This is a genomic window from Sporosarcina sp. SAFN-015, from assembly GCF_059415085.1.
Genome location: NZ_JBPFDR010000001.1, coordinates 610,554 through 629,063 on the forward strand (window position 1 = coordinate 610,554; position 18,510 = coordinate 629,063).

Sequence of the window (18,510 nt, forward strand, 5' to 3'; positions counted from 1 at the left end):
AAGTGGAGTGAAGACGCGAATAGAACTAAAGTTCATGAGCAACGAGCGACACGAGCAACAACGGATGCGAGCGTTTGTCAACAGGCTAAGGGGGGGAGCCTATACTCCCCCTTTTTTAGTTTAGGTATAAAAGTAGATTCGCCACCTTTTATGCATATGTTATAAGAATATAGGGTATAGATTGATAAGAAGAGTGTTAGGGGGTTAGACATGGACATTTTTATGATTGTCATCGATACGCTAATCGTTGTACTATATATAACGCTGATTGCCTTCATCACACCATTTACAATGAGATTCTTCAAAAGAAGGCAATTTGATATTTTTATTCAACTATTGCCTATCTGCTCTATTGTTTTTGTAAGCAGCATTCTCATTTCCATAGGACTAGGCGGATTCAAAGAGATGCTATTCTTTCAGATAACGAGCATTATTTCACTAGTTCTATTAGGATTCCTATTGTTCCTAACTTTGGCGATGAGGGCGCTATGGAAAGACAAATACGATTTATTAGTTGAAAGGATCCTTTCCTTTCGGGAAAAAAATGAACGGAGCTTCTCGCTGAAATAAGTGGGAAGCCTTTTTCTATTTGTTGTACACTACTAATAAAACTATTCTCGCTAGGAGACGGTACTATGTTAAAGGATCGTATGTATTATCAAAACGCCTATAAAAAGACTTTCACTGCACGCATCACCAAAAATGGAGCAGATTCAGAGGGGCGCCTGTATGTCGTATTAAGCAATACTGCATTTTATCCGACGGGTGGAGGACAGCCGCATGATACAGGCACTCTAGATGGCATTCGTGTAATCGATGTGGAGGAAGTCGACGGTGAAATCTACCATTTCCTTGAAGAGGAGCTTCAGTCTAACAAAGATGTGGAAGGGGCTATCGATTGGGAACGTCGTTTGGATCATATTCAGCAGCACACGGGGCAACATATTTTGACAGCGGCTTTTGTTCAACTGTTCGGATTTCAGACCATCAGTTTTCATCTTGGCAAAGAGCTTGTTTCCATTGATTTGGACGTAGAAAACGTTACGATGGAGCAATTGGCTGCAGTGGAAAAACTTGCGAACGATATTATACTGGAGAATCGTCCAATTGAAACAAAATGGGTGACGGAGGACGAGCTTTCGGAGTTTTCATTGCGAAAGCAATTGTCCGTAACGGATGAAATTAGGCTCGTTATTATACCGGATTTTGATACGAACGGCTGCGGAGGCACCCACCCGTCCTCTACTGGGCAAATCGGATTACTGAAAATACTTTCTACGGAAAAACAGAAGCGGAAAGTCCGCGTTCACTTCGTTTGCGGCGGCCGGGTATTGCAGCAGCTTCATCGTAAGCATGAGCAGTTGAATGCCGCCTCCAAGCTGCTGAGTGCGCCTGAAGATGGCATCAGCAATTCAATTGAACGACTTTTAGCTTCTCATCATTCATTGGAAAAATCATTGGAACAGGCTAAGGAAGATTTGCTTACTTTCGAGGCGAAACATCTATTGAACGATAGGAACGGCAATATATTAAGAGTTTCATTCACAGGTAGAACCGTGCAGGAGTTGCAAAAATTAGCGAGAATCATTGTAGCGGAAGATGATTCTGTCATCGTCCTCCTCGTTGCAGAAAATGAAGATCGCCTTCAGTTCGTTGCTGCTAAGGGTACGTCTGTCGGTCTTAGCATGAAACTAGTCTCCGCAGCGGCTTTGCCCCCTCTCAACGGAAAGGGCGGCGGAAATGATGCATTTGTGCAAGGCGGCGGCGAGCGAACAATGACTGCGGAAGAACTGCTGAATCTTATGGAAAATACAATTGCAAACTAATTGCTATGCAACTCCTCCCGATTTTTATAACCGGGAGGAGTTTATTATTTTATAAAGCTTAATAACTATCTTATGTTTACTATTTAACAGTCCGGGTACATAAAGACATTAGATACCATGATACTTCAGTTATCTTCGAAAGGGAGATTTATATGAAGAAAAAAATAGTATTCATTTCCGATCACGGCGATCCGCTTGCAACACTCGGCGGTGAGCAGGCAGGCGGGCAAAATAATTACGTAAAGCAATTGGCACTGTCATTGGATAAAAAAGGACATACAGTAGATGTCATTACGCATTGGGCGGATGCGAGTGATCCACAGATAGAAGAATTCGGTTCAAGATGCCGGGTAATCCGCGTGGCGGCCGGCGTGAAAGGCTATGTACCCAAAACCGAAATGTACAATATGCTCTTCGATTTTTATGATGAAATGCGATCTCTCATCGACTTGGCGTCTTATGACCTCATGCATACCCATTACTGGCTATCCGGCCTGCTCGGTGCAAAAGCGGCAGAGGATTATGGCATTCCCTGGGTTCACACTTCCCACTCATTGGGAGTTGCGAAAGAGCAAGCTACCGGCGTTCGGGAAGAAAAAAGAATGGCAGCCGAACAATTGATATTGCAGTTAGCCGACACAGTAGTCGCCACAACTGGATCTGAAAGAAAATTAATCAAAAACTTCGTTGAAGACCCTTCCCCTATTAAGGTCATTCCGATAGGAGTGGACAAGAGTTTCAAACCAACAATCCGGAAAGAAAAACAACAACCTTATTTCGCATTTGCCGGAAGGCTTGAAAAGACAAAAGGGATCTACACACTTCTCAATGCATATAGACTTTTAATGGAGCGGCACGAGCTTCCTCCATCAACGAAGCTTGTCATTGCGGGAGGAGATCCGGATACAATTGATCTTCAAAAAAAATTACCGACATGTCCGAAATTAAAAAAAGCGATCAATGGCCTCGAAAAACATGTAGAGTTTATCGGAGCCCGCTCCCAGAGACAATTAGCACAACTTTTCAATGAAGCAACTGCTGTCATCGTCCCTTCCACGTACGAATCATTCGGAATGGTCGCTGCAGAAGCGCAAGCGTGCGGCAGTCCTGTCATCGCCTCGAAAGTCGGCGGTTTACAGGATGTTGTCCGCCATCGGGAGACGGGACTCCATATCGAAAAGGAAAATCAAGAGCATTTGGCATTCGCCATGAAGCTTATTGCAGTGAACCGAGAATTTGCCCGTTCCCTCGGACGGCGCGCCGCTGCCTATGCACGCAGGGAATTCGATTGGTACACTGTCGCCAAGAAAATGGATGGATTGTATGAGGTGGTTATGTTTGAAGAACAAGAAGTACTTGCTAGCGACTGACTTGGATGGAACATTTGTAGGCGATGAAGAAGCGCTTGGGAGACTGCTTCGATTCTTTGACAGCTCTTCAGATGAAGTGGCGCTCGTCTATGTAACGGGGAGGCATTTGTCCTCGTCTCATTCCCTTATGAAGGAAGAGGGTTTGCCAACACCCGATTTGCTTATAACAGATGTTGGTACGTCTATTTATCACTCTGAAAAGTTGGTCGAAGATTTATATTGGAAAGAGCGTATGCAGAAAGATTGGCAGGCCGATAAAATTGTAGAAATTGCCGCCAACTTTCCGATGTTGAATAGGCAGGAGCTGCCCGATGATCAGCGCATCTCCTTCACTGTGGAGGAAAGTTTAGAAGCGGTGAATGAATTCAAGGAAGCTCTCGTGGACGCATCGATTGCTCATACGTTCATTTTCAGTTCTAATCGGGACATCGACGTACTTCCATTAGAAGCAGGTAAAGGGAATGCTTTGGAATATGCACTCAACCGGTATGCGATGGAGGGCGTACAATTGCTCATTGCAGGCGATTCAGGCAATGACCGGGACATGCTGTCGCTCGGCCACCCTTCCGTCATCGTCGGCAATGCCCAGCCGGAATTGCTGGAAATGGAACCGTGTGAGACTCTCTTTCGCGCTAATGAAAACTGCGCAGGCGGCATCCACGAAGCATGGTTGCATTTTTATGGAGATAATGACGGACGGGAGTCGTTCGCTTGAGTTACCACCGAATCGTTACGGTATTATCTCCACATTAAAACGAACCAACACGAAACGAAAAGGCTGCCTCCCTATGAAGGGATGGCAGCCTAATTGATGCAACAAATCAATACGCTCTTGCAAACCAAACAGTATGCTTCGCGTCTTTTCCACAATTAATGCAAGTCGACTTTTCAGCCGGTGGATTGAATGGGATATTGCGTGTCGTGAACTTCGTTTCTTCCTTCACTTGCTCCTCGCACGCGTCATCGCCACACCAGCCGGCAAGGATCCAACCAGGGATTTCTCCTTTTTCTGCTGAATCAGCGATATGTTTCTTCAAATCAGCAATTGTGTCGATATGCGTGTGGGAATGCTCTGCACGGAATACGCGCGCCTTTTCAAGTAGACGTGTCTGCATCGTTTGCAATTCCTGTTCAATACTTTCAACGATATTCGCCAAGTCAACAGCGACTTTGTCACCTTCATCACGCGCTTTCATGAGCGCCTGATTGTTTTCCAAATCACGTGGCCCTAATTCAACACGGACCGGTACACCTTTTAGCTCCCACTCGTTGAACTTGAAGCCTGGTGACTGATCGGAATCATCTAGACGCACACGGATGCCTTTCGCTTTCAGCTGTGCAAATAGTTCTTCCAACTTCTCCATAATGGCAGGGTTCTTCTTCCAAGGACCGACCGGAATCAAAACAACTTGCGTCGGTGCGATGCGTGGCGGCAGTACAAGCCCTTGCTCGTCTCCGTGCACCATAATGACGGAACCGATCAAACGAGTCGACGTTCCCCATGAAGTCGTGTGGACGAATTCATGACGGTTTTCCTTCGTCAAATATTTGATGTCGAATGCTTCCGCAAATTTCGTACCTAAATAATGGGAAGTCCCTGCTTGAACCGCTTTCCCGTCCTTCATCATCGCTTCGATCGAATACGTGTCGACAGCGCCAGCGAAACGTTCAGAAGGCGTTTTTTGTCCGTCATAAACAGGAATCGCCAATAGATCTTCCACAACTTCTTTATAAATATTCAACATTTGCATCGTTTCTTCGCGTGCCTCTTCTTCATTTGCATGCGCCGTGTGCCCTTCCTGCCATAGAAACTCAGAAGTACGAATGAAAGGCAGTGTTTTCTTCTCCCAACGGAAAACGTTCGCCCATTGGTTGATCAACACAGGTAGATCACGATAGCTCTTGATCCAATCAGAATACAAATGGCCGATCATCGTTTCGGAAGTCGGACGCAACGCAAGGCGCTCTTCTAATTTCTCGCCCGCCGCTTCCGTTACCCATGGAAGTTCAGGAGAAAACCCTTCAATATGATCCTTCTCTTTTTGGAAGAATGATTCAGGAATCAACATCGGGAAGTACGCATTGCGGTGGCCTGTCTCCTTGAAACGTCTATTCATTTCCTCTTGAATATGCTCCCAAATTTCAAAACCATCCGGTTTAAATGCGATACATCCGCGGACAGGCGTATAATCCATCAAATCCGCCTTCTGGATCGTGTCGATATACCATTTTGAAAAATCGTTTTGCTGATTACTCACAATAATTTCCTCCCTATGCATAATAAAAAGCGCAAAGCTGTCCTAATATAAGGACGTCTTTGCGCTGGATAGACGTGGTACCACCTTCATTCGGCCTAGCGACGCTAAGCCCTCGAACGTTTTGTAACGAAAACGACCCGGTCATGTTTGCATGACATCTCCGTGGTAGGGTTCAATGAAAAGCGGTGGTACGACTCTCAGCAAGTTGCCATACTTTCTGTTTCACAATTTCCATTTACTTGGCCACATCTACGATTCCATATTGCTTATAATATAGCAAATACTTGAGATTTATACAAATACAGTTTTGTTTTCTCTTGCGGGCTTGGATTAATCCTATTCTCTGCTATAGTATGATTGATACTAATGGATGGAGGAATATCGATATGAGCAATTTACCAAACTGCCCGAAATGTAATTCGGAATACACATATGAAGATGGAAATCTGTTCGTTTGCCCTGAATGCGCCCATGAGTGGACATTGGAATCTCAAGAGGCGGAAGCTGAAGCCGCTGTTGTCAAGGATGCGAACGGCAATGTCTTGAACGACGGCGATACTGTTACTGTCATCAAGGATTTGAAAGTGAAGGGCAGCTCAAATGTCGTCAAAATGGGTACAAAGGTGAAAAACATCAAGTTAGTCGAAGGCGATCACGATATTGATTGTAAAATTGACGGTTTCGGCGCGATGCAGTTGAAATCGGAGTTTGTGAAGAAGATATAAAACAATAAGCTATTAGTGATCCAAAGGTCACAAAGTGACAATAACTTTTGGGAAATGATCGATATTTGTTAGGAAATGAACGATAAGTTTGTGAAATTGATCGATAACCGTTGTGAAATGATCGATAAGTTTGCGTTACCGTCAAAAACAAACAGGGCTGTCCAACATACTTTTGGACAGCCCTTTTCTTATGACATGCTAGCTTACAATTTAAATTGAAGCACATTTCGATTAAGCTCTTCAGCGTATTTCGCCAATTGCTCAGAGCTCATTGCCACTTCTTCCATCGAGCTGTTTGTTTGTTGAGTCGACGCAGATGTTTGTTCAACGCCTGCGGATGTCTCCTCAGTAATGGCAGCGATTTCTTCAACCGAGCTCCGCATTTCCTGACTGCGGGAAACCATCTCCGACAAGTTGCTCGAAATCATTGTTATATGCGATGCCACTTCAGTCACAGCATCGTTAATATCATTGAACGTTTGGCTCGTCTGTGTAATTTGTTCTGTCCCTTTCTCGACTTCCTCATATCCTTCCAATAGGGATGCTGCCACAGAACTGGATTCTGATTGGATGTCGCCTACGATTTTCGTAATGTCGGTAACGGAAAGTGAAACCTGCTCTGCCAAGTTCCTTACTTCTTCGGCTACAACCGCGAAACCTTTGCCATGTTCGCCTGCTCTTGCTGCTTCGATAGCTGCATTTAGAGCCAACAAGTTCGTTTGATCGGCGATATCTTTAATGACAACAACCAATTTTGATATTTCTTGTGACTGGGCGTCCAAGCCTTGAATTTTTTCTACAGAGGATTGTACGATTTTATCGATTCTGCTCATTTGTTCATTGGACAGATTCATTAAGCGACGACCTTCTGACGTCATATCCAACACTTGTGTTGAAGCAACTTGAATATGTCCACCCTTTTCATCCGCCTCTTCCACACGATGAACGAATGAATCCATCAAGTCAGATAGATGGCTCGCCTGTGTCGCTTGCGACTCCGCACCTTCCGCCAGATCATACATCGTCATCGCAACTTGATCGGTAGCGGCTTTCACCTCGGTGGCAGATTGCGTCAACTCTTCACTTTGGGCTGATACGGATGCCGATATGCCATTAATCGTATTCAATAAACTACGTGTATTTTCGCTCATCTCATTTGCAGCAAGGACAAGCTGGCCAACTTCATCCTTCGATTTTGTTTTCATATTGTCGCCGCTTAAATCACCTTTAGCCATTTCCAGCATGCGATTCATTACCATTTTGATTGGTTTTGTAATTTGATCTGCAGTGAATAATGCAGCTGCAATACTTAATATGATGACTATAATCGTCACCGCACTTACGATTTTGAATGTCAATTCCCCGCCCGCGATAATTTCCGCTTCTGCTGCATTAATATTCGCTTCATAATCTGCTGCCAGTTTTTCATAGCCTGTCATAATTTCACGAACCAACGGGGTGGAATCCTCCAGGTTTTTGAGAGCCCGCTCCTTGTTGCCTTTGTCATACTCAGCAAATACTTCCTCAGTTATGAACGTTCTCCATTCAACTGTTTGTTCAATGAGCTTATCGAATTCATCGGTCTCCTGTATATCACGGATTATCTTTTCATTTTTCATTCCATGCTCGCTGTACTCATTGAATCTTTCTTTAAAATCTCCTCCGTATAATACATACCCACGAGCCGTTGAAATACGATTAGCCATCGTCAACGCCATCTGTTCATGGGCAATTAATAATGGGAGCTCCTTATCTACAATATTCCTTGCTTCATTGTTACTTTTTAACACTACTGAAATATTATAAATGCCATACATAAGCACTAATAAAATCACTAATGAAAAAGAAAACAATAATTTTCTCTTTATTGTCTTAAACATACTTTACATCTCCTATTATTATTTTATATCCCCCTACAGGCACGTTTAGTAATATCGGTTAGATTGACCGATTATAAAATAATTAATTAATAAAAATAGCAAGCCTCTTCCGAATAAACCGGTGGGAGGCTTGCTGAATTAAGATATTGATTATGTCAGCTTATAACTTTCATTCGTCTCAGATTTCAGTGAAGGATCAACTATTTTATCCTGCAGCGAAAGCGTCCCGACCAATCCAAGCTTATGCAGTCCCATCATGACGATCCCTGCCATGAACTGATCATACTTCGTGTTGAATGGAGGGGGGAGCACTGTAATAGCATTTGATGTACCTGGTATACAAAGATGAGCGGTCAGTTGTGTAAATAAAGGATTTTCTATCCCCCCGATAAAGGCGGCCACTATGAAAAAGAGACACGCTGGCATTAACACATACCCACTTGTCATTGCATACCGCTTCATCTCTTGCCTACAAAGCTGTCGCTTGGAATCCGGTGAGGCGATAGGCGACCACATGGTGAAAGAAAGAGAAAATAAAATCGTTATATATCCATTTTGCAAGAGGGATGTTGTTGAAAGAAATGTGAGGATGAAAGGCAAATGGTATAGAAATAATAACACTGCAAATATATAGAGAGCTATTTTTGGAGGGACCTTACATTTTTTTATCCACCGTGGCTTTGGAAGTTCAATCGCTTTTATGAAGAGACGCTCAGGAATGCCCAGCAAAAGAAGTGGCGGAATGATGAAGTATAAAATGCTCATCTGAATCATGTGCAAACTGAACGAGAGGTGGCTAATGACAGCAAATGGGCTGCCGATCGTAAAGTAAAATAGAAGGAATCCGAGGAGAAAAAGAAAGGTCTGTTTATTACCCAATACCATTTTAGAATAGCGTTGCACTAAAAACAGATAACAACAAGCTAGACAGATAAGAACGGCCAGTAACGATAAATCCCATGGCGATTGACCATCAAGAAATAGTCTAATATCCAGCAAGACGTACCTCCCTTTTTCAGGCCTTACGTTCATTGTATGTTTTTCCGGAGGGATTAACACTGTCACTTCAGTTGCTTATCGGGAGTGCGTTATTTATAATTATTAAACAAAATCGAATGGGTTGGATGCATTTGATGAATGGAAAGAGGCGATTTGAACGATGTTAAAAACAACTGTGTTCGAACAACTGAAGAAGGCTATGAAAGAGAAAGATGTACTTTCCAAAGGGGTGCTGACACTTTTGAAGTCCGCACTTGATATGGCTGAAAAAGAGAAGGGCTCCGCTCTGACAGAAGAAGAGGAAGTCGCAATCGTTAACCGCGAAATCAAGCAGACGAATCAAGCATTGGAAGGTGCAGAAAAAGCTCAACGCGATGATTTGATTGAACAAGAGAAGGCGAAATTGACATTGCTGAAATCATTCTTGCCAAAACAGTTAAGCGAGGACGAAGTGAAGGCGCTGCTAACAGAAGCTGGAGTTGTTCAAGGAATGAATATGGGGGACGCGATGAAAATCGCAAAACCGCTCCTTGCAGGCAAAACGGACGGTGCAACGATGTCGAAAGCTGTAAAAAGTCTCATTCAGTAATAAATATAGCCCATCCGTTATTGGATGGGCTTTACATATGCTGTTACAGTTTTACTCGTTGAAGTCTAAGTGCATTCAGTACAACCGATACCGAGCTGAATGCCATTGCTGCACCAGCTACCCAAGGGGCTAGAAGGCCGATTGCTGCAACAGGTATGCCGATCGTGTTGTAGAAGAAGGCGAAGAACAAGTTTTGCTTTATGTTGCGCATCGTTTTCCGGCTCATGATAAATGCATCGGCAACACTATTCAGATCGCCACGCATTAACGTAATGTCTGCCGCTTCTATCGCAATATCCGTCCCTGTGCCAACAGCCATCCCGATATCTGCCATAGCAAGCGCCGGTGCGTCATTGATACCGTCTCCGACCATTGCGACTTTCTTCCCTTGAGCTTGCAACTCCTTGATTTTATCGCTTTTTTGGTCAGGAAGAACCTCTGCGATAATATGCGTCAAGCCGACTTGCCGCCCGATTGCTTCAGCAGTTTGCTGATTGTCCCCCGTTAACATAATGACGTCTAGACCAAGCTCCTGCATTCTTTGGATCGCCTCTTTGGACGTTTCTTTTACCGTGTCCGCAACGGCAACGACACCCGCAAGCTTCTCATCGATCGCGATGAGCATCGCCGTTTTCCCTTCGTTCTCCATTTTCTCCATAGTCGCTTCAATATTATCGAGAGCTATATTTCGGCTTAGCATTAGTTTCCGAGTACCCGCAAGCACGTGCTTGCCAGCAACTTCCGCTTCGATTCCATATCCAGGAAGCGCATTGAAAGATTCCACTTCAATCAGTTCAACACCTTGTCCTTTGACGCCTGTTACGATCGCCTGCGCCAATGGGTGCTCAGATTGATTTTCAGCCGAGGCGACCAATTGAAATACGTCCTTATCTGTAAAGCCATCAACAACGATTGCATCCGTCAATGCAGGTTGACCTTTTGTAACTGTTCCCGTCTTATCCAATACAACCGTGTCGATGGAGCGTGTATTTTCAAGATGCTCGCCGCCTTTAAAAAGCAAGCCCATTTCAGCCGCTCGACCTGAACCTGCCATGATCGATGTCGGTGTTGCTAAACCGAGCGCACACGGACAGGCAATGACGAGAATCGAGATAGTCGGGATAAGCGCTGCTCTAAAATCGCCAGGCGTAACGGCAAAATACCAAATCAAGAATGTCAAAATTGCAATTCCGACAACAATCGGAACGAAAATACCCGATATTTTATCCGCCAACCGTTGAATTTCCGCTTTGGATCCTTGCGCTTCCTCAACAACTTTAACGATTTGCGATAACGCGCTATCTCTTCCGACTTTCGTCGCCTTAATTTGCAACGAACCATTTTTATTGATTGTCGCTCCAATGACGGAATTTCCAGGTACTTTGTCGACAGGAATACTTTCTCCTGTAATCATCGATTCATCGATTGCCGACTGTCCGGAAATGATTTCTCCGTCAACCGGTATTTTTTCGCCCGGTTTAACGAGAATAATGTCACCAGCAACTACTTCTTCGATTGGAACTTCTTTTTCAACGCCATCTTTTAAGACGCGCGCTGTTTTTGCTTGCAATCCGAGTAGCTTTTGAATAGCTTGGCTCGTTTTTCCTTTCGCTCTCACTTCAAACAATTTACCGAGGACGATCAAAGTAATAATGACTGCAGATGCTTCAAAGTAAAGTTCCGGCTCTCCGACACTTCCCGCAGCCATCCACTCAAACGATAAATATAAACTGTAGAAATAAGCTGCACTTGTACCGAGTGCCACTAAGACGTCCATATTGGCGCTTTTATTTCGTAAGGACGTAAAGGCACCTTTGTAGAACGCTGCACCGACGACGAATTGGACGGGCGTCGCTAAAGCTAGCTGCACCCAAGGGTTCATGAGAAATCCAGGCAAGTAGAGGAACGATAAAAATTCGAAATGTGCCACCATCGTCCATAATAACGGAAGTGTTAAAATCACTGAGAGAATAAACTTCCGGTATTGCTTCTTGATTTCCTGTTCTTTATGATCCAGCTTTTCTTGGCCATCGCTTTTCGGAATCAACTCATAGCCCATTTTCTTAACAGTTGATATCATTTCATTCGGGCTCGTTTGACCTTGATTATAATCTACGGTGAGTGTTTCAAGCGCAAAGTTGACCGCAGCCTTTGAAACACCATCCATTTTATTAATTCGCTTTTCGATTTTCGTCGCACATGCTGAGCATGTCATGCCAGAAATATCGAACTCTGCTTTATCTTGAATGACGCCATACCCTAATTTCTCGATTCGTGAGGTAAAGTCATCAATATTCGCTTTTTCAGGGTCGAACACGATTGTCGAACTTTCCATAGCGTAGTTGACATTCGCTTTTTCCACCCCTTCTATTTTCGATAACCCTTTCTCAATCCGGTTCGCGCATGCTGCACACGTCATCCCGTTGATCTTCAAGGTTGTTTCTGAAGTTGCCATTTGTATCCCTCCAATACATGGTGGGGGTATATATTTTTTAAAAAAGAAGGATTATACACTGTAGTATAATCTCTTCGTCCGCTGTATACCCCCACATGGTGTAAGCGGAATGCTTTCAATCAAGCGATATCGTAACCTTGATCTTCAATCGTTTCTTTAATCTGCTCTAAAGTTACTCCATTTTCAAACTCAACAGTCACTTCTTTGGTAGCTAAGTCCACTTTAACAGCAGAAACGCCGTTTAGCTCGCCGACGCTCGACTCGATTGAATTAACGCAATGACCACAAGACATGCCTTCTACTTTTAATACTTCTTTCATGATGAAAAACCTCCTATTTTGTTGTTAACCACAATATATTATACCCTATACCAGTATGTCAAGTTGAAAATCTTATTACTTTGTCATTGTTTTCATGACACTCATAAGTTCTTGGATCGCTGCCTCTCCATCTTGTCCTTTAATGGCATTGACGACACAGTGGTGTGTGTGGTCTTCCAATAATGCTAATGAAACCTTGTTCATTGCAGACTGAATCGCGCTAATTTGGTGTAGGATATCTACGCAATAACGGTCGTTTTCAATCATTTGGTGAACGCCTCTCACTTGCCCCTCAATTCGTTTCAATCGGTTTAACAACTGCTGCTTGTTCGGCTGTACAGTCTTTTTTGTCGTTTCTGACATATCAATCACCCCTCAGAGTTTCATGGATACCCCTTACCCCTATAATATCACTTACAAGTAGGAAGAGCAATGATATTGACACAACCTATAGAAGCTAACATATACCGCTCACTACTAACTTTAATGATGATGGTGGTGCCCTTCCGACGCTTCAGGTTTCACTTGGCATAAAATTGACTCGTCATGTTGATGGGCAGCGGTTTCCAACTGAATGGTCACATGATGGATATTTTGATGCAATAAAGCATGTTCTATACTACGCAGCAATTTTTCACTTTCTGCAATTGTCATTTGATCGTCAACGACCGCATGGCAGGAAAGTGCATTCAGACCACTCGTAATGGACCAAACGTGTAAATCATGTACACTATGGACACCTTCTGTATTGCGGATTGTGTAGATTATTTTATCCAAATCAACGTTGTGAGGCACTCCTTCCATCAACACATGCAAGCCTGATTTCGATACATAGTAACCGCTTCGCAAAACAAGAATGGCGACGATGATACTTGCCAATGGATCAGCCCATCCCCAATTGAAGAACATTATAAGCAAAGCCGCTGCAATTGCCCCGACTGAGCCTAACATATCACTTAAGACATGCAAATAAGCACCTTTCATATTCAAATTCTCTTCCACATCTCCACCGCGCATCATAATCCACGCAACTAAAATATTGACTGCCAGCCCGATGCTACTGACGATCAGCATGCCGGTCGTCGCAACTTCAGGCGGATTTGCAAAACGTTGAATCGCTTCGTAAAAAATGAACAAAGCGATAACAATCAATGTGACGCCATTTAATACTGCGGCTAAAATCTCAAATCGCTTATAACCGAATGTCTTGCTTTTGCTCGCTGCTTTTTCACCTAACTTAAACGCAATTAGCGCAATCGCTAACGAGATTGAATCGCTCAACATATGACCGGCATCCGCCAATAAGGCAAGACTGTTCGTCAAAAAACCGCCGATCGCTTCCACGACCATATAAGTAGTAATGATCAGGAAGGAAATCAATAATACTTTTTTATTTGCACCATGCGTATGGTCGTGTCCGTGATCATGACCCATTTAGATACCCCCTCCGCGTAATTAATTATGCGTGGCGTGTTCAATCGCCTGTCTCAATAAATTCATAACGTGATGATCATCTTCTGAGTAATAAATAGTTGTTCCTTCTCTTCTGAACTTAACTAACCGTAAATTTTTCAAAAAGCGCAATTGATGAGAGACAGATGATTGGCTTAAATTTAACGTTTCAGCAATATCGTTAACTGAATGCTCCTCTTTGCATAATAAATTTAAAATCCGAATTCTCGTTGGGTCACTCAACGCTTTAAACGTTTGGGATACAACAAATAGTGTTTCTTCATCTAAAAGTTGCTTATCTTCATCCAAAACCTGATCTGCGTGGTTCTCTTCACTCATTTTCATTCCCCCCAATACTGTATATATGAACATATGCTCATATACTATAACAAATGTTTTTATTTATCAAACCTAAAGCAGATTACCCCATAGTTTTATTTACATACCCTAAATAGGTATTGTTCTATGACATAGTAAATTCTCTTGATACATGTAAAAAAATATACAGGCGAAGGATTTTAAACCCCTTCACCCGTATATTTTTTATTGTCTATAGTGTTACATGCTTCGGCTTCTTCCAAAACAGCGCTAATACGGTCCCTAGCAATAGTACGATAGCTGCAAAATAATACGGGTAATCCAAATCGATGTCGAAAAGCTCTCCCCCAATAATGGGGCCAAATATTGTACCGATGCTCGTAAACGTCGAATTCATTCCTCCGACAAAACCTTGTTCATTTCCGGCTATTTTCGATAGATATGATGTAATCGCCGGACGCATCAAGTCGAATCCAACAAACAGAACGAATGTCGTCAATAAAATAGACAAATAGGAGCTGACAACGGTCATCAACACAACAAGAACTGTAGAAACCCCTAATGACAAACGGATTAGATTAATTTCCCCCATCCATTTTGTCAGACGATCAAACAGTGCCACTTGTGCAATCGCGCCGACTAACGCACTCCCTGTAATGACGATCGCAATGTCTTTTGGCGTGAAACTGAACTTATGATCGACAAAGAGGCTAAATAGCGATTCGAAGGCGGCAAGTCCAAATGATAAAACAAATATTAAAATGAACGCAATGAAATACATTGGGATAAAAATACGCCGCAGTCCAGTTTTTTGGCCGGTAATCGGTGCTTCCTCAGCCACTCGTTCTGGTTCTTTCAGAAGGATAATGGAAAGGATTGCAGCGAGTGCTCCAAGCACACCTGCTGAATAAAATGGCACCCGTGTACCGATTTCCGCTAAAAACCCGCCAAGCCCCGGTCCAATGATGAATCCCGTACTAATCGCAGCCGACATATAGCCAAGCGCCTTTGACCTGCTTGAGGCAGTCGTTATGTCCGCAATGAAAGCAGTTACGGCAGGCATAATAAAGGCCGCACTCACACCTCCAAGCATACGGGAAACAAAAAGGACTTCTACTGTTTTACCGATACCGAATAAAAACTCAGAAAATCCAAATATGAATAAACCAATGACAATCATAATTTTGCGCCCGTATTTATCTACCCACTGACCAGCAATCGGCGAGAAAATAAGTTGGGTAATCGCAAATGCGGCAACCATATATCCAACGACGGAGCCAGTGATCTTCAGTTCATTCATAATCGTCGGAAGAACTGGAATGACAAGCCCTATACCTAAAAAGGCGATAAAAAGGTTCATTAACAATATCGCCAATACTACATTTTTTCTTTTCATAGGAAATCTCCTCTAATTTTCTGCAAGGTGCCTTGCACCGAGACCGATGGGGTGTTTCACCTTTTGAAGATTATACCATCTTTACCTGAAAAGCTAGTAATTCATCGAATACCTATTTCTCGACAAAGTTTAATGAATCTTCAATTTTAGCTTTAAAGGTACCTGCATTTTTTGTCTCGATTGAAATTGACAATTCAAAAAGAACTCGATAAGATGAGATTAATTGAGAGGAGCGAACAATACATGGCATTTTTACAACTGTACTGATCCATATACATGAAGTAAATACCGATTTATACGGTTTATTTGCTATGTGTACGGTTTAGGTATGTTGTAGAAAACAAAGCGCTCTACGGGATATCCATGCCAATTTTCAAGTACACAGGGCGATCTGTGTACTTTTTTTATTGGAGGGGAAAACGATGATGACTTTATTATTTTATTGATATACGGGCTTAGATCTATAAGCTCGTATCGATTCCAGCTATCGATACGAAATCAAACATTTCGGAGGTAGCGAAAATGGAACAAATTTGTTTTGAATTAAAGAATATAGAAATGACTTATTTAGATAAAGAAATCCTTACAATTGAACATCTTGCTGTGCATCAGTTTGATCGCATTGGAATTGTCGGGCAAAACGGGGCTGGAAAAAGTACGCTTATCAAGCTGCTTGCAGGGGAAATCCAACCGACGAGAGGAAAAGTGTTGTGTCATAAGGAATACGGATATTTTCAACAGCTCGAGCCTGCATCCTCGATAGAGGCGGATCATGGGATGCTTGGCAGATTAGCTGTTCCGAACAACTCGGATCTACTTAGCGGAGGAGAGCAGACGAGGCTCAAGCTCGCACATTTGTTTACTCATTATCACGAAGCATTGTTAATCGACGAACCGACTACCCATTTGGACCGTGTCGGCATTTCATTTTTACTGGATGAACTACGCTATTATTATGGAGCCCTCGTTCTCATCAGCCATGATCGGGCTGTCTTAGACGAGCTGGTGACGACAATTTGGGAAGTGCACCAAGGGGAAGTACATGTCTATCAGGGAAATTACAGTGACTATAAAGCGCAAAAGCAGTTAGAACGTGTACAGCAACGCCAAGCGCACGAGCAGTTCTTGAAGGAAAAAAGCCGCCTGGAGCAAGCTGCGCAAGAAAAAATGAAAAAGGCTGAAAAAATTACACAAGCAACCAATATGTCGAAAAAGGAAGCTAAAGCGAAAGCAAATCGCATGTTTGAAACGAAATCGAAAGGCACGAGCCAAAAGGCCGTATATCGTGCAGCCAAAGCGATTGAGCAACGAATCGAAAATATGGAAAAAGTAGACGCGGTTGTAGAAGATAGACCTATCGTCTTCCGGCAGTCAAAAGCATTGGAATTGCATAACAAATTCCCGATAATGGCAGATCGTCTAACCCTTCAAGCTGGAGGGAAATTGTTATTGGACGATGTGAGCTTCCAACTGCCGCTTGGAAAAAAGATTGCGATCACCGGTGGAAATGGAGTTGGGAAAAGTTCATTGCTCAACTACATTGCAAAGGATGGAGAAAACCTTATCATTTCACCAAAGGCTAAAATCGGATACTTCCAACAGATGAGTTATCAATTTACCAGCAATGAAACAGTTCTTCAATTTTTGAGCAACCGATCTGATTATGATGAAGGTTTCTTGCGAAGCGTATTGCATGCGATGCAATTTACAGGAACGGATATTCAGAAGCATATGCAGTCTCTAAGTGGGGGCGAAGCAATCCGAATACAATTATGCCAATTGTTTTTAGGGGAATACAATATTTTATTGTTGGACGAACCGACGAACTTTTTGGATATCCATGCGCTTGATGCGTTGGAGCAATTTATACTGGCATATGAAGGGACAGTCGTCTTCGTCTCACATGATCAAACATTTATCGATCATGTGGCAGATATGCAGTATATGATCCATTCGCAAAAGATGAACTTGATGTAGCTGATAAGAGAGACTATCCGGAATGTCGATGACACAACTTTCTGTGGGAGTGGTTTTTTTGTGTGGGAGGTATTTTATGATCACTCGCCAGGTTTTATGAGCACTCACCGAGGTTTATGATCACTTATCAAGTTTTATGATCACTCACCAGGGTTTATGATCACTCACCGAGGTTTATGATCACTCGCCAGGTTTTATGAGCACTCACCGAGGTTTATGATCACTCACCGAGTTTTATAGGCATTTACACTATTGGAGATGACTAAAGAAATTTGAGGTATAATTACCGTAAGAAATAGAATGGGAGGAGGATAGACATGGAACAAAACAAGAGGAATATCGTTTACTGGACGCTATTGAATCATGGACAATGGAAACTATATTTGGCTGCGACAACTGAAGGGCTTTGCTACGCCGGTCCGCATGACGCTCCATTCGAAGAACTTGCCGCATGGTCGAAGAAACGACTTCCTACGTATAGTTTGGTAGAAGACAGTTCTATCTTGGAACCATATGCAGAAGAACTGATTGACTATATGGAAGGAAAACGGAAAGCATTCACAATGCCTTTGGATCTTCATGGTACTCCATTTCAACAATCTGTCTGGATGGCTTTACAAGAAATACCGTACGGTCAGACAGTTTCGTATTCTGATATTGCCGAAAGGATTCAAAATCCGAAGTCGGTGCGTGCAGTTGGCGCTGCAATCGGAGCCAATCCCCTGCTGATCACTGTCCCATGCCATCGCATCATCGGGAAAAACGGCAACCTAACCGGCTTTCGGGGTGGTTTGGAGATGAAAAAGCAATTGCTGGCGTTGGAACAATAATAGAGAAGAACAAATAACCTGCTGAGAGAGGACTACTCTGATGTGACCCCTAAAAGTTAGAGTTTTATATTACGCAGCTAGTTGGCTGGTGTGAAGACGGTATTGAACCGGACTC

At 43.1% G+C, this 18,510-nt stretch carries 17 protein-coding genes; 8 read left to right on the forward strand and 9 right to left on the reverse strand.

The features are described from left to right. Positions 1–210: 210 nt before the first annotated feature. The 4 genes from ACR65H_RS02910 (at position 211) to ACR65H_RS02925 (ending at position 3,911) form a co-directional block, all read left to right on the forward strand. Complete coding sequence (locus tag ACR65H_RS02910) at positions 211–570, forward strand: hypothetical protein (protein WP_440498558.1); 360 nt, start codon at positions 211–213, stop codon at positions 568–570. A 65-nt stretch (positions 571–635) separates the two neighbouring features. Further along, entirely contained in the window at positions 636–1,826 is a 1,191-nt protein-coding gene (locus ACR65H_RS02915; protein ID WP_440498559.1) for an alanyl-tRNA editing protein, read from the forward strand. Positions 1,827–1,978: 152 nt separating this feature from the next. Beyond that, positions 1,979–3,196, forward strand: a complete 1,218-nt coding sequence (locus ACR65H_RS02920) for a glycosyltransferase (RefSeq protein WP_440498560.1) — start codon at positions 1,979–1,981, stop codon at positions 3,194–3,196. Then, the gene (locus ACR65H_RS02925) at positions 3,165–3,911 is read left to right on the forward strand and encodes an HAD-IIB family hydrolase (RefSeq protein WP_440498561.1); all 747 of its coding nucleotides are present in this window, start codon (positions 3,165–3,167) and stop codon (positions 3,909–3,911) included. The genes ACR65H_RS02920 and ACR65H_RS02925 overlap by 32 nt, the downstream gene beginning before the upstream one ends. Positions 3,912–4,017: 106 nt before the next feature. On the opposite strand, the gene proS is transcribed toward ACR65H_RS02925, so the two are convergent. Beyond that, positions 4,018–5,454 carry a proline--tRNA ligase gene (gene proS / locus ACR65H_RS02930; protein ID WP_440498562.1) on the reverse strand — a complete coding sequence of 479 codons (1,437 nt, stop codon included), beginning with the start codon at positions 5,452–5,454 and terminating at the stop codon, positions 4,018–4,020. A gap of 386 nt (positions 5,455–5,840) precedes the next feature. Between proS and ACR65H_RS02935 the strand changes: the two genes are divergently transcribed. Next, the gene (locus tag ACR65H_RS02935) at positions 5,841–6,179 is read left to right on the forward strand and encodes a zinc ribbon domain-containing protein YjdM (RefSeq protein ID WP_440498563.1); all 339 of its coding nucleotides are present in this window, start codon (positions 5,841–5,843) and stop codon (positions 6,177–6,179) included. A 203-nt stretch (positions 6,180–6,382) separates the two neighbouring features. On the opposite strand, the gene ACR65H_RS02940 is transcribed toward ACR65H_RS02935, so the two are convergent. Continuing rightward, positions 6,383–8,059, reverse strand: a complete 1,677-nt coding sequence (locus ACR65H_RS02940) for a methyl-accepting chemotaxis protein (protein ID WP_440498564.1) — start codon at positions 8,057–8,059, stop codon at positions 6,383–6,385. A 150-nt stretch (positions 8,060–8,209) separates the two neighbouring features. Beyond that, complete coding sequence (locus ACR65H_RS02945) at positions 8,210–9,058, reverse strand: cytochrome c oxidase assembly protein (protein WP_440498565.1); 849 nt, start codon at positions 9,056–9,058, stop codon at positions 8,210–8,212. A gap of 160 nt (positions 9,059–9,218) precedes the next feature. On the opposite strand from ACR65H_RS02945, the gene ACR65H_RS02950 reads away from it, so the two are divergent. After that, positions 9,219–9,647, forward strand: coding sequence for a GatB/YqeY domain-containing protein (locus ACR65H_RS02950; protein ID WP_440498566.1), 429 nt, complete (start codon positions 9,219–9,221; stop codon positions 9,645–9,647). A 43-nt stretch (positions 9,648–9,690) separates the two neighbouring features. On the opposite strand, the gene ACR65H_RS02955 is transcribed toward ACR65H_RS02950, so the two are convergent. The 6 genes from ACR65H_RS02955 to norA all read right to left on the reverse strand — a co-directional run bounded on the left by ACR65H_RS02955 (position 9,691) and on the right by norA (position 15,588). Next, positions 9,691–12,102 (reverse strand): heavy metal translocating P-type ATPase, encoded by a 2,412-nt coding sequence (locus tag ACR65H_RS02955; protein WP_440498567.1) that lies wholly within the window; start codon positions 12,100–12,102, stop codon positions 9,691–9,693. A gap of 119 nt (positions 12,103–12,221) precedes the next feature. Beyond that, positions 12,222–12,422 carry a copper chaperone CopZ gene (gene copZ / locus ACR65H_RS02960; protein ID WP_440498568.1) on the reverse strand — a complete coding sequence of 67 codons (201 nt, stop codon included), beginning with the start codon at positions 12,420–12,422 and terminating at the stop codon, positions 12,222–12,224. A gap of 75 nt (positions 12,423–12,497) precedes the next feature. Continuing rightward, positions 12,498–12,785 carry a metal-sensitive transcriptional regulator gene (locus ACR65H_RS02965; RefSeq protein WP_041072599.1) on the reverse strand — a complete coding sequence of 96 codons (288 nt, stop codon included), beginning with the start codon at positions 12,783–12,785 and terminating at the stop codon, positions 12,498–12,500. Positions 12,786–12,905: 120 nt separating this feature from the next. Next, a complete protein-coding gene (locus ACR65H_RS02970) occupies positions 12,906–13,856 on the reverse strand; it encodes a cation diffusion facilitator family transporter (protein WP_440498569.1) in 951 nt (316 codons plus the stop codon). Positions 13,857–13,877: 21 nt separating this feature from the next. Then, a complete protein-coding gene (locus ACR65H_RS02975) occupies positions 13,878–14,213 on the reverse strand; it encodes an ArsR/SmtB family transcription factor (protein WP_440498570.1) in 336 nt (111 codons plus the stop codon). Between the two features lie 211 nt (positions 14,214–14,424). Further along, a complete protein-coding gene (norA, locus tag ACR65H_RS02980; protein ID WP_440498571.1) occupies positions 14,425–15,588 on the reverse strand; it encodes a multidrug efflux MFS transporter NorA in 1,164 nt (387 codons plus the stop codon). 522 nt (positions 15,589–16,110) lie between these two features. On the opposite strand from norA, the gene ACR65H_RS02985 reads away from it, so the two are divergent. Continuing rightward, the gene (locus ACR65H_RS02985; RefSeq protein WP_440498572.1) at positions 16,111–17,565 is read left to right on the forward strand and encodes an Msr family ABC-F type ribosomal protection protein; all 1,455 of its coding nucleotides are present in this window, start codon (positions 16,111–16,113) and stop codon (positions 17,563–17,565) included. Positions 17,566–17,882: 317 nt separating this feature from the next. Beyond that, positions 17,883–18,395 carry a methylated-DNA--[protein]-cysteine S-methyltransferase gene (locus ACR65H_RS02990; protein ID WP_440498573.1) on the forward strand — a complete coding sequence of 171 codons (513 nt, stop codon included), beginning with the start codon at positions 17,883–17,885 and terminating at the stop codon, positions 18,393–18,395. Positions 18,396–18,510: the final 115 nt, after the last annotated feature.